Source organism: Ruegeria sp. MALMAid1280 (assembly GCF_049195285.1).
GTDB lineage: Bacteria > Pseudomonadota > Alphaproteobacteria > Rhodobacterales > Rhodobacteraceae > Ruegeria.
This window is the reverse complement of record NZ_JBMIRT010000044.1, coordinates 55,286-69,761: the sequence shown is the minus strand read 5'-3', so window position 1 is coordinate 69,761 and position 14,476 is coordinate 55,286. Positions and strand designations below refer to the sequence as shown.

The window sequence follows — 14,476 nt, the reverse complement described above, 5'->3', positions numbered from 1 at the left end:
GTCTGTGCTAACAATCACCCGTGCGGGTTAACAGCGCAAAACTCAGGCGCGACACGAAAAACCCCGCCGTCAGCTAGTGCGGCGGGGTTCGGGATTTGAGTATTTATGAAAAGATGAAGATCAGGCGATTTCAGCCAGACGGGCGAGGGCTTCGTTCAGCTTGGCCTCTTCTTCTTCGCGGGCGGCGAGGTTGGCTTTGGCTTCCTCAACCACCTCTTCCGGGGCCGAGGCCACGAATTTGGGGTTGTTCAGACGTCCGCGCAACCCGCCCAGTTCCTTGGCCAGTTTACCCTTGGCTTTCTCCAACCGTTCTTTTTCAGCGCCGATGTCGATGATATCCGCCAGCGGCAGGCCGAAGGACGCGCCGGGGGCGGCGATGGAAATGGTGCCTTTGGGAAACGAATCCGCTTTGGTCAAACTTTCAATGCGAGCCTGACTTTTGATTAGTGCTTCGTTGCGATCCCAAGCCTCCTGACCTTTCGGATCGATATCCATAACCAGCATCGAAACGAATAGACCCGCTGGAACGCGCATTTGCTGCCGCGCCGAGCGAGTGTTGTCGATCATCGAGATCACCCAGTTCATTTCGGCTTCGGCTTCGTGGTCAACGAGATCCGCCGCAGTGTAAGTTGGCCAATCCTGATGAACCAGCATCTTGGAAGTGTCGCCGGTCTCGTAACCACGGTTCGACGTGGCGTTCCAGATTTCCTCACTGACGAATGGCATAACGGGGTGCATCAGGATCATGAATTGGTCAATTGCCCACGCATAGGTTTGACGTGTTTCAGCTTTGGCGGCTTCGTCATCCCCTTGAAAGATCGGTTTGGTGAATTCCAGATACCGGTCACAGAAGGTATTCCAGAAGGTGGAATACAGTGCCTGCGCAGCGTCGTTAAAGCGATAGCTTTCAAAGCTGCTATCAACCGTTTCACGTAGCTTGGCGACTTCACCGATGATCCAACGGTTCAGCGTCAGGCTGGCCTTGGGCGGCATCGCGCCGCGCTCGGCGTCGAAGGCACCGATGACGTTGCAGCCGTAGGACGAAGCCTGCCAAATCTTGGTGACAAAGTTCCGGTATCCGGTGATGCGTTCCTTGGACAGTTTCAGCACGCCGCCAATCGCCGCCATTGAAGCGTTGGTAAAGCGCAGCGCGTCGGCGCCGAACTCGTCCACGATCTCCAGCGGGTCGATCACGTTGCCAGTGGTCTTGGACATCTTCTTGCCCTTCTCGTCGCGGACGAGCTGGTGCAGGTAGACGGTGTGGAACGGGATCTGATCGACCACGGCCAGTTGCATCATCATCATCCGGGCAACCCAGAAGAACAGGATGTCGAATCCGGTGATCAGAACGTCCGTGGGGAAGTAGCGCTCCAGTTCCTCGGTCTGCTCGGGCCAGCCCAGCGTGCCAATGGGCCAGAGGCCGGAGGAGAACCAGGTGTCGAGGACGTCGGGGTCGCGCCAAACCGGATAAACCAGCTTGGTCGGGTCTTGTTCTACTGCGTATTGGGCAAGGCTTTCAGCGAACTGATGGATCGCTTCCTGCTTGTCGGCGACTTCGATAACGGTCGCGTGGCTCAGCGGGCTTGGGATGTTGGCATTGTCATCGAGGAACTTCTCGGTAACGGCCTCAAGGCTGGATGCGCATTCCATGACATTGCCACGGTGCAGCATGCCGCCTTCGTTCAGCAAACGGCCCAACTCGACCAGATCAAGGTCGCCGTCGTTCTCGTCGTCTTTGAAACCTTCCGCTGACAAGTCGAGCCCATACCAGACCGGAATCTGATGCCCCCACCACAGCTGGCGCGAGATGCACCAGGGCTCGATGTTTTCCAGCCAGTGGTAATAGGTTTTCTCGCCCGACTCGGGGATGATCTTGACCGTGCCGTCCTTGACCGCATCCAGCGCGGGGCCGACGACCTTTTCGGCGTCGACGAACCACTGATCAGTGAACATCGGCTCGATGACGACCTTGGATCGGTCGCCGAAGGGCTGCATGATCGGTTTGCTCTCGATCAGCGGGACCAGCTTGTCCGCGCCTTCATGGTCCGGCTTCAAGGCGGTCGACCCCAGACGCGCGTCGTCGGCGCGGCACATGACGGCCAGACCGTCAGCGGTGATCTCTTCCACCACTTTCGCCCGCGCTTCGAACCGGTCGAGCCCCCGCAGGTGATCAGGGACCAGGTTGATCGCGTCGATCTCGTTCTCGGTGAATTCACGCCCGCGCGCATATTCCTGCGCTTTGCCTGCCTCGTCGGCGTAAGGCGCACCATCGGCCCGCATCGCGCCTTTCGTGTCCATCAAGCGGTACATCGGGATGCCGCTGCGCTTGGCGACCATGTTGTCGTTGAAGTCATGCGCGCCGGTGATCTTAACCGCGCCCGAGCCGAATTCGGGGTCGGGGTAGTCATCGGTGATGATCGGGATCTGACGGCGATGCTCTTTCGGTCCAGCCGGGATTTCACAGAGTTTTCCGATGATTGGCGCATAACGCTCATCCGATGGATGAACCGCGACCGCGCCGTCACCCAGCATGGTCTCGGGGCGGGTCGTGGCGATGGAGATATAATCCCGTTCTTCGCGGAAGATTACATTCCCATCTTCATCTTTTTCCAAATACTCATATGTCTCACCGCCCGCCAACGGGTACTTGAAATGCCACATGTGACCGGCGACTTCGATATTTTCGACCTCAAGGTCCGAGATTGCGGTCTCGAAATGCGGGTCCCAATTGACCAGACGCTTACCGCGATAGATCAGGCCCTTTTCGTACATGTCGACGAAGACCTTGATGACCGCGTCGTGGAAATTGGCCGAGTTCTCATGCCCCGTGCGTGGATCTCCCGCCGCACCGGCCATGGTAAACGCGTTGCGCGACCAGTCGCAGGAGGAACCGAGGCGCTTGAGCTGCTCAATGATCGTGCCGCCGTATTCGCCTTTCCACTCCCAGACTTTCTCCAGAAATTTGTCGCGCCCCAACTCACGCCGACTGGGCTGCTGAGTGGCAGCCAGCATCTTTTCAACCTGCATCTGCGTGGCGATGCCCGCGTGATCCTGGCCGGGCTGCCAAAGCGTGTCGAACCCGCGCATCCTGTGCCAGCGGATCAGGATGTCTTGCAGCGTGTTGTTGAACGCATGACCCACATGCAGCGCGCCCGTCACGTTGGGCGGCGGGATCATGATGGTAAAGCTTTCGTCGCGCGATTTGTTCGCGCCTGCCTTGAAGGCTCCGGCCTGTTCCCAGGCCTTGTAAATTCGGGCCTCGGCGTCGGCCGCGTTGAATGTCTTTTCCATCGCCATGGGGTGCGTCCTGCGTCATCAATCCTAGGTCAGCGCCTGCAATAACGAATGCGCAGGGGAAGGGGAAGGCCCAAGCGGGTCCTCTGGACATCGACCGGGCGCAGCCAAATGTCGCCTCTGAGGCAGCGACAGGAACAGGCAATGGAAAAATTCGGAAAAAGTCAGCCGTTCAAGCGGGTCGAAGATCAGCGGTTTCTGACCGGACAGGGGTGGTACATGGATGATGATGTGCCGGGCGATGCTCTGTTCGCGGCCTTCTTCCGCAGCCCGGTTGCGCATGGCCGGATCACCGCATTGGATCTGGATGCGGCGCGTGAGGCGGACGGCGTGCGGCTGGTCATGGCGCTGGATGATTTGGTCCAGGCAGGGATCGACACAGTGATGAACGCGGCGACGGTGACCAACCGGGATGGGTCCAAAGCGGCGGCACCGGACCGGCATATGCTGGCCAAAGACCGGGTGCAATTTGTTGGTGAACCCGTCGCGGTGGTCATCGCCGAAGCCCCGATGCAGGCCCGCGATGCGGTTGAGATGATCGGGATGGAGACCGACGATCTGCCCGCCAGGCTGGATATCGACGCCGGAGGGGAGACCCTGCACCCCGAGGCCCCGGACAACCGCGCCTTTGACTGGGGGCTGGGTGATGAGGCCGCGACCGAAGCCGCTTTCCAGCAGGCCGCTCATACCGTTTCGCTGAGCGTGGCGGATAATCGGGTGATCATTACTTCGCTTGAGCCGCGTGGCTGTCAGGTGCATTGGGTCAATGGGCGGCTTCAATTTGCCTATGGGGGGCAGGGTGTCTGGGCCATGCGCGGGCAATTGGCGCAGAAGCTGACGCTGGAGCCGGAAGCCATCCGCGTCACCACCCCGGATGTGGGCGGTGGGTTTGGCATGAAGGTGATGCCGTACCCTGAGTATCTCTGTGCTTCCGTGGCGGCGATGAAGCTGGGCCAACCCGTTCACTGGATGTCCGACCGATCTGAGGCGATGCTGTCGGACCACCACGGTCGCGACCTGACCTCGCTGGCCGAGCTGGCCTTTGACGCTGATCACCGGATCACCGCCTACCGGGTGCACAGCAAGGTCAACCTCGGCGCTTACAACAGCCATTTCGGTCAGGCGATTCAGACCGACCTGTTCAGCAAGGTGCTGATGGGGGGTTATGATGTTCAAACCACCTATCTGCGGGTCGAGGGTTTCTATACCAACACCACGCTGGTTGATGTTTATCGCGGGGCAGGACGGCCCGAGGCGATCTACTTCCTCGAACGGATCATGGACCGTGCGGCGTGCGAGTTGGGTGTTGATCCGTGGGAGTTGCGGCGCAAGAATTTCATCCGACCCGAGTTGTTTCCCTCCATGTCCGCCACCGGCGAAACCTATGATGTCGGCGATTTCGACATTGTGCTGACCCGCGCAGGTGAACAGACGCAGGGATTTGCCGCCCGCAAGGCCGCCGATGCCGAACGCGGCCTGATCCGCGGGCAGGGGTTGTGTTACTATATCGAGAGCATTCTGAGTGCCCCTCCGAGAACGCAAAGATTGCGTTTTGTGAGGGTGGCTCCGTGAACCTCTACGTGGGCACCCAGTCAAACGGGCAGAGGCATGAGACCGCCTATACCCAGTTTCTGTCGGATCAGACGGGCATTCCCACGGACCGGATTACCGTCATTCAGGGCGACAGCGACCAGCTGCCTCACGGTGGCGGCACAGGCGGGTCACGTTCTGTCACTGTGCAAAATACCGCGACGCTGGCCACAATCGACGTCATGACCGCCGCATTCACGCCTTATCTGGCCGATAAGATGGGGGTCGAGGAGGCCGACGTGAGCATTGATCACGAAACATTCCGCGCGCCGGGGTCAAACCTGACGCCCACCCTGACCGAGGCGGTCGAGATGGCCCGCGCCGATGGCCGCACCGATCTGCTGCAGCACCAAGCGCGCGACAATCTTGATGCCCGTAGTTATCCCAACGGCGCGCATGTTGCCGAAATCGTTATCGATTCCTACACCGGTGAAACATGGGTGGACCACTATACAGTCGTTGATGATTTTGGTAACCTAATCAACCCGATGCTGGCCGAAGGGCAGGTGCATGGCGGTGTGGTCCGGGGTGTCGGACAGGCCTTGAACGAGCATGTTGTACATGATGCGCAAGGGCAACTGCTCACGGCTTCGTTGATGGACTACGCCTTGCCCCGCGCGGCCGAGATACCCATGATAAAGTTTACCTCGGCACCGGTTCCGTCAACTTCCAACCCGATGGGTAAGAAAAGCTGCGGAGAGGTCGGTACCGTGGGCGCGCTGGCCGCTGTGGCAAACGCGGTTCAGGATGCGCTTTGGGATCGCGGGGTGCGACAGGCGGATATGCCGTTCACACCCCTCAGAGTTTGGGAATTGTTGACACATGGTTCTGTCGCGGCTGAGTAGAAAGGTTCTGGGATGGCTCGGACGGCCTCTGCGGTCCGAACACTCGGCCGAGGCGCTGCACCGCGAGCCTGTCAGCCATGTGATCATCCTCGACGGCACCATGTCGACATTGGAACCGGGGTTTGAAACCCATGCCGGGCGGACATTCCGCCTGTGCCAGGAGATGGGCGGCAAGGTCTCGGTGTTCTACGAAGCGGGCGTGCAGTGGGAAAGCTGGAAATCCTCGCTTGACGTGATGATGGGACGCGGGATCAACCGGCAGATCCGCCGGGCCTATGGCTATCTGGCGTCGCGCTACAAACCCGGTGACCGGATATTCTTTATCGGCTATTCGCGCGGGGCCTACGGTGTACGCAGCCTTGCCGGAGTGATTGACATGATTGGCCTGCTCAAGGCCGAGCACGCAACGGTGCGCAATATCAAACAGGCCTACCGCCATTACGAATGCAACCCTGAGGGCAAGGCAGCCCGCGATTTTCGTCGCCAGTTCTGTCATGAGGAAATCGCCATCGAGATGATCGGCGTCTGGGACACGGTCAAGGCGCTGGGCCTGCGCCTGCCGCTGCTGTGGCGCCGGGCCGAAGAAAAGCACGCATTCCACAACCATCAACTCGGACCTGCAACGCGGCACGGCTATCACGCCATGGCGCTGGATGAGACGCGGGAAGTCTATGAGCCGGTTTTGTGGGAGTGCACCTCTGATTTCAATGGCCATGTCGAACAGGTCTGGTTCCGGGGCACCCACGGTGATGTGGGTGGTCAGTTGAACGGGTTCGAGCAGGCGCGGCCGCTCAGCAATATTTCCCTGATCTGGATGCTGGACAAGGCCGAGTTGCATGGCTTGCCGCTGCCTGACGGCTGGCGTGACCGCTTCCCGACCGCGACCACCGCGCCTTCGGTTGGCACCTGGCGCGGCTGGGGCAAGATTTTCCTGCTGCGCAAGCACCGGAGGATTGGGCGCGATCCGTCGGAACGCCTGCATGTCTCGGTCGCGCCGGATGAATTGCCGGGTTGGGTGCCGATGCCGGATTTGCCCTCGCACCTGGCGCAATGAAAGGCTGATCATGTGCCGGCGGCTCCAAGATCACCGACACCTCAATGTCCGCTTTGAGCCCAAACTCACAACACATCATGTAAAAATGACCCTTTACGTTTTGCTGTTCGCTGCGTTATCAGTGAGCTACTTTTACGCAGATGCGCTTATCTAGCGCCGCACGACAGCTCTAGCGTGTCGATTACAAAATGCCCCAAAACCGTTTTGATAAACTCATGGACTTTGTGTGCGTCCGCTATGGCTATTGTGGAGGCGTCAAAGACGGAAAACCAATGCATGTGACGCATTTCATTCCTGAAAACGGGATCGTGTCTGCAAGTGAATTTTCTGAATGGGTGATGCTAGCTGAAAACATTGGCCCAGATTCGAACTTGGGTTTCCGTGACCAGCACAAAAAAGGACATAGAAGCTGAATTCGTCAGGACAATAGGAGGCATTACTGTTCCTGCCACCGACCTAAGATGGGACGCCGATAACTAATCCAATTAGATAAGTGTAACTTAAGAGAAGGCAGCAAAGTCCACACGTCCGACGCCCCGATCTAAAACACCCTCGCAGTTGTCTGCGGGGGTGTTTTCCTCGAAAGGGTCCGTTATGCCTCGCGTTGCTTTTTATTTTGCAACACTTCGGATAAGAGGCTTGGAGAAACGCCTGCACCCTTTCCACATTCCACAATAGAGATTTGGGTTCTGGTGTTTCCAATCACCGGCGGCGGTCGCGGCGCGAGCTCATGGGCTGGAAGGCCACGCCGACATGCGCCTCGCAATAGGGTTTTCCGGCTTCAACGGGCAGGCCGCAGAACCAGAAATCTTCGGTCGCGGGGTCGCCGACGGGCCATTTGCAGGTCTTCTCGGTCAGTTCCATCAGCGTCAGCTTTTTGGCTTTCTTTTCGATCTCGTTGACCTTGGCCAGGGCCTCGGGGCTGATCTCGTTGGCCGAAGGCTGCGGTGGCAGCGGCTGACCTGCCGGGATGATCTGGCGGCGGGCGGGAACCGCAGGTTTCGCCTCGGCTGCAGGGGCCGGGCGGGCCGGTTCGGTTTTGGGCGCGGGTTTCGGCTTGGCCTCGGCCTTGGGCGTGGGTGCCGGTTTTTCCTTGGGCTCGGCCTTGGCCGGGCTTGCGCCGGTGGCGCGATTCGACAGGCCCAGACGGTGCACTTTGCCGATCACGGCGTTGCGGGTCACGCCACCCAGTTCTTTGGCTATCTGGCTGGCCGACTGGCCCTCGCCCCACATTTTCTTCAGAAGTTCTACGCGCTCGTCAGTCCAGGACATTGGTTGCCTTTCAAAAGCGGAAAGCGGCCCCGGATTCGGGCCGCCTTGGGAATTCGTCTCAGCCCCCTATTTTAATCACTGCGGGCCGAGTTACAAGCGGTCTTCGAATCAGCTATGGGGCATACATGCGGAATCTTTTGGATCAGGACGCGCGCCGGTTTGGGGCGGTCAACTGGATGGGCCTCTATACGCTGGCCAAACGTGAAACCCTGCGGTTCCTCGCGGTCTGGACGCAGACATTGTTGGCTCCTTTGGTGACGGCGGGATTGTTCCTGCTGATCTTCACCATCGCTATTGGTCCGGGGCGGCCCGACGTGATGGGGGTTCCGTTTCTGATCTTTCTGGCACCCGGCATCATGATGATGACGGTGATCCAGAACGCTTTTGCCAATACCTCGTCCTCGATCATTATCGCCAAGGTTCAGGGCAACATCGTCGACACCCTGATGCCGCCGCTGTCGCCGCTGGAAATCCTGTTGGGTTATCTGGCCGGAGGCGTTGCCCGCGGGGCCCTGATCGCTCTGGTCGTCGCGACCGCGTTTCTAGTGTTCCTGTCCATCGCGCCGCAGAATCCGCTGATCACCCTGATCTTCGTGATCCTCGGCGGGGCGTTCATGGGCGCATTGGGCCTGTTTGCCGGTATCTTCGCCAACAAGTTCGACCAGATGGCGGCGATCACCAATTTCATTGTCACGCCTTTGGCATTCCTGTCCGGCACCTTCTACTCGGTCGAGGCGCTGCCGCCTGTTCTGAACCGCCTGAGCCACCTGAACCCGGTCTTCTACCTGATTGACGGGCTGCGCTATGGGATGATCGGCGTTTCCGACAGCTCTCCGTGGCTGGGCATGGCTGTCTGTACCGGTGCGACACTGGTCGTGGGCGCAATCACCTGGCAGATGCTGCGCACGGGTTACCGGCTCAAGGCCTGACGCTGCCGCGTTTCGCGCCAGACCAGAATCAGCCCGCCGGTCAGGATGATGGCCGAGCCAATCTGGCTGACCGCGTCCGGTATCACGTCAAATACCGCAAAGTCGTAAAGCGCAGCAAAAATCAAGGTGGCATAGCTGATTGGGGCCACAAAGGACGCATCCGCGCGGGCCATCCCGTTGACGAAACAGGCCTGTGCGCAGGCCATCAGCACGCCGATACCCGCCAGTGCAGCCCATTGCGACGGCGTTGGCATCTGAAACACGAAACTGACCGCGACCGAGGCAATCGTCAGCCCCATCGCGTTGTTGACCAGAAGGATCTGAATCGGAATTTCCCGACCCGAGAGTTTCTTGATGAAAATCAGCTCCATCCCAATTGATGCCGCCGCCGCCAGTGCCAGCAACGCGGCGGGTTGAAAGCTGTCGGGCGTCGGGCGCAGCAGAACCAGCGCTCCGGCCAATGCCACTGCTGCGGCCAGCCAACGCCAAGGGCCAACACTTTCTTTCAAGAGCGGAACCGCCAGCACCATGGCAAAGACCGGGTTCAGAAAAGAAATCGCCGTGGCGTCTGCAATCGGGATGAACGCGACCGAGGCGAACATCAGCGTGATCCCGACCCAACCGAAACTGGTCCGCCCGATATGCAGCCCCCAATGCGGGCGGCGCAGCTTTGGGCGTAAGATGCCCACCGCGCTGACGATGACCAGAAAGGCAAACAGAAACCGCCCGTGGCTGATCTGCATCGGATGTAATGCCGGGCCCAGCGTATCCGTCCCCAGCGCCTTGGCCAGCAGCGTCGTGCCCGCGATGAACGCGCTGGCGGTCACGATCAGCAAGGCCGCAAGGGCAGGGTTCTGGCGCACGGGTGTCATGCCCCTAGCGGTGGGCCAGCATCGGGAAAATAGCAAGCAGGAAACGCAGGTCTCAGGGTGAAATTCCAAGCGCCGCAATTTTCAGGGTTTTCAGACCGCCCGCGCCCCGCTATACGCGCCGGCATGATCAAACACGCACATACCCTGCGACTCCGACGCCGACGCATTGCCGCGTAACCGGCCCGTTTGATCCGTTGCGCGCTGTAAATCCGCGCAAAACCCCACCAAATCTGTTGACGAACCCTGCCTTCGTGTATCACTCACGGGGCTCAACATATCGAAAAGGATGATCCGATGATCCCGTCCGTTCTGCCAACCTATAATCGTGCGCCCCTGACCTTTGTGAAGGGCGAAGGCGCTTGGCTGACCGAGGCGGATGGCCGACGTTTTCTGGACCTCGGCGCCGGGATCGCGGTGAACGCGCTGGGCCATGCGCATCCGGCGCTGGTTAACGCTCTGACCGAGCAGGCACACGCGCTGTGGCATGTGTCGAACCTGTACAACATCCCGCAGCAGCAGGCGTTGGCCGACAAGCTGGTCGAGCATACCTTTGCCGACACGGTGTTCTTCACTAATTCGGGCACTGAGTCCTGCGAACTTGCCGTGAAAATGGCCCGCAAGTATTTCTATGACAAAGAGCAGCTGGAAAAGGTCGAGATCATTACCTTCAGCGGCTCGTTCCACGGTCGGTCCTCGGCCGGTATCGCGGCGGCCGGGTCCGAGAAGATGACCAAGGGTTTCGGCCCGCTACTGCCGGGCTTCGTGCATGTCACATTCGGAGACCTCGACGGCGTCACCAATGCCATCACTGACAAGACGGCCGCGATCCTGATTGAACCCGTCCAGGGCGAAGGCGGCATCCGCCCGGTTCCCGACGCCGAACTCAAAGCCCTGCGCCAGATTTGCGACGAAAACGGCCTGCTGCTGATCCTGGACGAGGTGCAATGCGGCGTCGGCCGGACCGGCAAGCTGTTCGCGCATGAATGGGCGGGGATTGCTCCGGACATCATGATGGTTGCCAAAGGCATCGGCGGAGGTTTCCCCCTGGGCGCGGTGCTGGCCACCGAAGACGCCGCCAGCGGCATGACGGCGGGCACCCATGGATCGACCTATGGCGGCAACCCGCTGGGCTGTGCCGTTGGCTGCGCAGTGATCGATCAGGTCGCCACACCCGCCTTTCTGGAAAGTGTGAACCGCAAGGCCGGCCTGCTGCGCCAAAAGCTGGAGGGCCTGGTCGCCGATCACCCGGAGGTATTCGAAGAGGTCCGGGGCTCTGGCCTGATGCTGGGCATCAAATGCAAGGCAACCAACACGGACGTGGTGAATGCAGGTTATGACAACGAGGTCATCACCGTTGCCGCCGCCGACAACGTGATCCGCCTGCTACCGCCGCTGACTCTGACCGAAGACGACATCGCTCAGGCCATGATCCGCCTAGACAAGGCCTCCGCGCAGGTCGAACGCGCGCTTGCGACTGCCTGATTTCATCTTTTCCCAAATACTCCGGGGGTGTGGGGGCTGGCCCCCACCACCCGACAGCCAAAAGCGAAACGAAATGAACCATTTTCTCGATATCCACAAAACTGACGCAGCTGACCTGCGGGCGATGATCAATCAGGCCGGTGAAATGAAGCAGGCCCGGCTGGGCCGTCCGAAAGCCGCGCCGGATGATGACCAGCCGCTCAAGGATCGCATGGTTGCGCTGATCTTCGAAAAACCCTCGACCCGGACCCGCGTGTCCTTTGACGTGGGCGTGCGCCAGATGGGCGGGCAAACCATGGTGCTGTCGGGCAAGGACATGCAGCTGGGCCATGGTGAGACGATCGCGGATACCGCGCGCGTGCTGTCGCGCTATGTCGACATGATCATGATCCGGACCTTTGATGAAACGATCCTGACCGAGATGGCCGAATACTCCGACGTGCCGGTGATCAACGGCCTGACCGACCGCACCCATCCCTGCCAGATCATGGCTGATGTCCTGACCTTCGAGGAACACCGCGGCCCCATAGCGGGCAAAAAGGTGGTCTGGACCGGCGATGGCAACAACGTCTGCGCCTCGTTCCTGCACGCGGCGGGTCAGTTCGGCTTTGACCTGACCTTCACCGGCCCGGCGCAGTTTGACCCCGAGGAAGAGTTCATGGGTTTTGCCCGCCAGAAGGGTTCGAAAATTGTGGTCGAGCGTGACCCGTTCAAGGCCGTTGAAGGCGCCGATCTGGTGGTTGCCGACACCTGGGTTTCAATGCACGATTCCCAGTCGGCCAAGGAACGCCGCCACAACTTGCTGCGCCCGTATCAGGTGAACTCCGAGTTGATGTCGCACGCCAAGCCGGACGCGCTGTTCATGCACTGCCTGCCCGCGCACCGCGAGGAAGAGGCGACCTCCGAGGTTATGGACGGCCCGAACTCGGTGATCTTTGACGAGGCCGAGAACCGCCTGCACGCGCAAAAGGCCGTGATGCGCTGGTGTCTGGGCGTTTAACGCCTGCGCACATCCCAAACACGCAGTTTGGCGAGCGTCCGTGCGCTCGCCAACAAGACCAACACACAAAGGGCGGTTTTGGTCATAATCTCCATCGTGCCTTCTATTAGCATGGCATGCACCACGCTACCGATGATGGTTACAGTGGCCAGCACCGTGTGACCCAGCCTCCAGACCCGGAACCGAAGGTGCAGGCGTTTCCGGTAAACGCCTAGAAAGGCGGCAGCAAAACCCGCCCACATCGCAATGACGCCCCAAGCCGAAAACGGGGTAGGAGAGACGAACAGCAAAGCGTCCACGACATCCGGCGGGCTGGTGATCCACAAGCCGCCAACGTGGATCAGGATGGCCGTGACCAACGTTATGCCGACCGATCGGTGCCATCGGCGGCTGGCCAGTGGCGAAAGTCCGGGCAGGTATCGCCCGGCCAGAAGGGGTTGCAGCAACAGCAACCCCATACCGACCACGCCCGCTAACCCTGCGGTGATGTAGGCCGGATCGCGCCAGGCCAGAAGCGGGCTGTTCGCCGCCGCGATTATCGGCACCGCCAGGACGATGGCCAGAACCGACCAGATCAGCGGGGCACGGGTCACGAATGGTCAGAGGGGTTGCAAGACGAAATGTGCGGCAAGGGTCTTGTCCTTTGAACTCGCCATGATAGGACGCAGGAATACGGTTTCAAACTCGCCGCTGTCATAAGCCAGATGGCCATGCGGCTGGCCGAACGCAGGCACGATCTGCGGCATCTCAAGCCGAAACTCTCCGTTCGCATCGGTCAGCGTCGCGCCGTGGCTTTGCGGGTCGCGTTCGTGGCCTTCGGTCGTGTGCGCCCAGATCTGGATGCGCTGGCCGGGCAGGGGGGCTCCGTCACCTGCGCGGCGTACCGTGCCGGTCATCCAGAATCCTCCGCCGCCAATCCGATCAACGATAGGCGCGCCGGGGCGGTAATTGTTTGACCCGCCGCGCATGGAGGGTGTGGGAGCCAGCCCCGCCGCGCGCGCAGGCAGCAGCAGGCCGGTGGAACCGGTCGCCAGAACAGCGCCGCTGAGGGCGATCAGGGAACGACGGGAAAAGCGCATCTTCGTCATGTCGGGACCTCCTGCCAGGCGCCATTGGTTTGGACCGGTACGCGCCATGGCGCAAAGATAGCACGGTTCACGCCTTTTCCGAGGCGGGTTTCACAGCCCTGTGATTGCCCGGCGCGAATTTCTTTGACCCCATGCGAACAGGGGTGCCATCCTTGCGGTACCGATCCGAAAGGCCGCCTGATGGACAAGATGCAAACGGTGTCACCCGACGAAATCGCCGCTTTCAAACGCGACGGGGTTGTGGTTCTGCGAGCGAAATTCTCGGGCCATTGGCTGTCGCTGCTGCGTCAGGGGATCGATGCGGACCTTGCCGACCCGACCGACAATTTCACCCGCCACACCAAAGACCCCAGCGCACCGGCCTATTTCGAGGATTACTGGGCCTGGAACAAAATCCCTCAATTCACCGATTTTGTGCGCAATTCCCCCTGCGCCGCGCTTGCTGCGCAACTGCTGGGCGCACCGTCGATCAACCTTGTTATGGACAACTGGTTCCTGCGTGAGGCCGGGTCGACCTCGCGCCCGCCCTTTCATCAGGATCTGTCCTATTTCGACTTCGAAGGCACGATGTGTGTCCTCTGGCTGCCACTTGAACCGGTAAGCAAGGAAAACGGGATTGCCTTCGTCAGGGGATCGCACCTATGGGACAAACTGTTCATGCGAGTCCGGTTTGCGGACGGGCATCCCAGTTATGAACCGACTAAGGTCGCCGGCCTGACCTATCACCCGCCACCCGATGTCAATGCCGACCCAGACGCCTATGACTTGCTGCAATGGGATATGCAGTTGGGCGACTGCATCTTTTTCGACATGCGTACGCTGCACGGTGGCTTGTCCTCGGTCACCCCAACCGAAACGGTCCGGCGCTTTACCCTGCGGATGACGGCCCCGAATGGGATCATCCGGTATCGTGGCGATTGGGCAAAAGATGAGCGCGCGAAGTTCGAGGCGGCGGGATACCGAGAAGGGGATCGTATCGACGGACCGTTCTTCCCCCATCTGTGGCCGTAGACAGCGCGAAAGAACCCGCACCCTGACTGTGCGAAATTG

The 14,476-nt window shown here is 60.2% G+C and carries 11 protein-coding genes and 1 pseudogene; 7 read left to right on the top strand and 5 right to left on the bottom strand.

Going from position 1 to position 14,476, the window contains the following annotated elements; genetic code table 11:
- Positions 1 to 120: 120 nt before the first annotated feature.
- Complete coding sequence (locus tag ACOQFT_RS08655) at positions 121 to 3,297, bottom strand: valine--tRNA ligase (protein ID WP_421597533.1); 3,177 nt, start codon at positions 3,295 to 3,297, stop codon at positions 121 to 123.
- Positions 3,298 to 3,438: 141 nt separating this feature from the next.
- Between ACOQFT_RS08655 and ACOQFT_RS08650 the strand changes: the two are divergent.
- The 3 genes and pseudogenes from ACOQFT_RS08650 (at position 3,439) to ACOQFT_RS08640 (ending at position 7,196) form a co-directional block, all read left to right on the top strand.
- Positions 3,439 to 5,729: pseudogene (locus ACOQFT_RS08650) on the top strand (xanthine dehydrogenase family protein molybdopterin-binding subunit).
- Complete coding sequence (locus tag ACOQFT_RS08645; protein ID WP_421597532.1) at positions 5,707 to 6,783, top strand: DUF2235 domain-containing protein; 1,077 nt, start codon at positions 5,707 to 5,709, stop codon at positions 6,781 to 6,783. Before ACOQFT_RS08650 ends, ACOQFT_RS08645 begins: the two are co-directional and overlap by 23 nt.
- Before the next feature lie 188 nt (positions 6,784 to 6,971).
- Positions 6,972 to 7,196, top strand: coding sequence for a hypothetical protein (locus ACOQFT_RS08640; protein WP_421597531.1), 225 nt, complete (start codon positions 6,972 to 6,974; stop codon positions 7,194 to 7,196).
- Positions 7,197 to 7,485: 289 nt separating this feature from the next.
- Here ACOQFT_RS08640 and ACOQFT_RS08635 read toward each other — a convergent pair whose 3' ends face one another.
- Positions 7,486 to 8,055, bottom strand: a complete 570-nt coding sequence (locus ACOQFT_RS08635; RefSeq protein ID WP_421597530.1) for a GcrA family cell cycle regulator — start codon at positions 8,053 to 8,055, stop codon at positions 7,486 to 7,488.
- A 125-nt stretch (positions 8,056 to 8,180) separates the two neighbouring features.
- On the opposite strand from ACOQFT_RS08635, the gene ACOQFT_RS08630 reads away from it, so the two are divergent.
- The gene (locus tag ACOQFT_RS08630) at positions 8,181 to 8,984 is read left to right on the top strand and encodes an ABC transporter permease (protein ID WP_421597529.1); all 804 of its coding nucleotides are present in this window, start codon (positions 8,181 to 8,183) and stop codon (positions 8,982 to 8,984) included.
- On the opposite strand, the gene ACOQFT_RS08625 is transcribed toward ACOQFT_RS08630, so the two are convergent.
- On the bottom strand, positions 8,966 to 9,856 hold the full coding sequence (locus ACOQFT_RS08625) for a DMT family transporter (RefSeq protein ID WP_421597528.1): 891 nt from the start codon (positions 9,854 to 9,856) through the stop codon (positions 8,966 to 8,968). The genes ACOQFT_RS08630 and ACOQFT_RS08625 overlap by 19 nt on opposite strands.
- Before the next feature lie 294 nt (positions 9,857 to 10,150).
- Here ACOQFT_RS08625 and ACOQFT_RS08620 point away from each other — a divergent pair, with 294 nt between their 5' ends.
- Both ACOQFT_RS08620 and argF read left to right on the top strand, forming a co-directional pair.
- Positions 10,151 to 11,338: an aspartate aminotransferase family protein gene (locus tag ACOQFT_RS08620; RefSeq protein WP_421597527.1), complete on the top strand. Its 1,188-nt coding sequence runs from the start codon at positions 10,151 to 10,153 to the stop codon at positions 11,336 to 11,338.
- A gap of 73 nt (positions 11,339 to 11,411) precedes the next feature.
- Positions 11,412 to 12,338 (top strand): ornithine carbamoyltransferase, encoded by a 927-nt coding sequence (gene argF, locus ACOQFT_RS08615; protein ID WP_421597526.1) that lies wholly within the window; start codon positions 11,412 to 11,414, stop codon positions 12,336 to 12,338.
- Here the strand turns inward: argF and ACOQFT_RS08610 are convergent.
- Positions 12,335 to 12,931, bottom strand: coding sequence for a ferric reductase-like transmembrane domain-containing protein (locus ACOQFT_RS08610; RefSeq protein ID WP_421597525.1), 597 nt, complete (start codon positions 12,929 to 12,931; stop codon positions 12,335 to 12,337). The genes argF and ACOQFT_RS08610 overlap by 4 nt on opposite strands.
- Positions 12,932 to 12,937: 6 nt before the next feature.
- Positions 12,938 to 13,426 (bottom strand): twin-arginine translocation pathway signal, encoded by a 489-nt coding sequence (locus tag ACOQFT_RS08605; protein ID WP_421597524.1) that lies wholly within the window; start codon positions 13,424 to 13,426, stop codon positions 12,938 to 12,940.
- 180 nt (positions 13,427 to 13,606) lie between these two features.
- Between ACOQFT_RS08605 and ACOQFT_RS08600 the strand changes: the two genes are divergently transcribed.
- A complete protein-coding gene (locus tag ACOQFT_RS08600) occupies positions 13,607 to 14,437 on the top strand; it encodes a phytanoyl-CoA dioxygenase family protein (protein WP_421597523.1) in 831 nt (276 codons plus the stop codon).
- The last annotated feature ends 39 nt before the right edge of the window (positions 14,438 to 14,476 follow it).

Coding starts and splice junctions, on each gene's coding strand:
- ACOQFT_RS08655 (WP_421597533.1), bottom strand. CDS start 3,297: ATGGCGATGGAAAAGACATTCAACGCGGCCGACGCCGAGGCCCGAATT.
- ACOQFT_RS08645 (WP_421597532.1), top strand. CDS start 5,707: ATGGTTCTGTCGCGGCTGAGTAGAAAGGTTCTGGGATGGCTCGGACGG.
- ACOQFT_RS08640 (WP_421597531.1), top strand. CDS start 6,972: ATGCCCCAAAACCGTTTTGATAAACTCATGGACTTTGTGTGCGTCCGC.
- ACOQFT_RS08635 (WP_421597530.1), bottom strand. CDS start 8,055: ATGTCCTGGACTGACGAGCGCGTAGAACTTCTGAAGAAAATGTGGGGC.
- ACOQFT_RS08630 (WP_421597529.1), top strand. CDS start 8,181: ATGCGGAATCTTTTGGATCAGGACGCGCGCCGGTTTGGGGCGGTCAAC.
- ACOQFT_RS08625 (WP_421597528.1), bottom strand. CDS start 9,856: ATGACACCCGTGCGCCAGAACCCTGCCCTTGCGGCCTTGCTGATCGTG.
- ACOQFT_RS08620 (WP_421597527.1), top strand. CDS start 10,151: ATGATCCCGTCCGTTCTGCCAACCTATAATCGTGCGCCCCTGACCTTT.
- argF (WP_421597526.1), top strand. CDS start 11,412: ATGAACCATTTTCTCGATATCCACAAAACTGACGCAGCTGACCTGCGG.
- ACOQFT_RS08605 (WP_421597524.1), bottom strand. CDS start 13,426: ATGACGAAGATGCGCTTTTCCCGTCGTTCCCTGATCGCCCTCAGCGGC.
- ACOQFT_RS08600 (WP_421597523.1), top strand. CDS start 13,607: ATGGACAAGATGCAAACGGTGTCACCCGACGAAATCGCCGCTTTCAAA.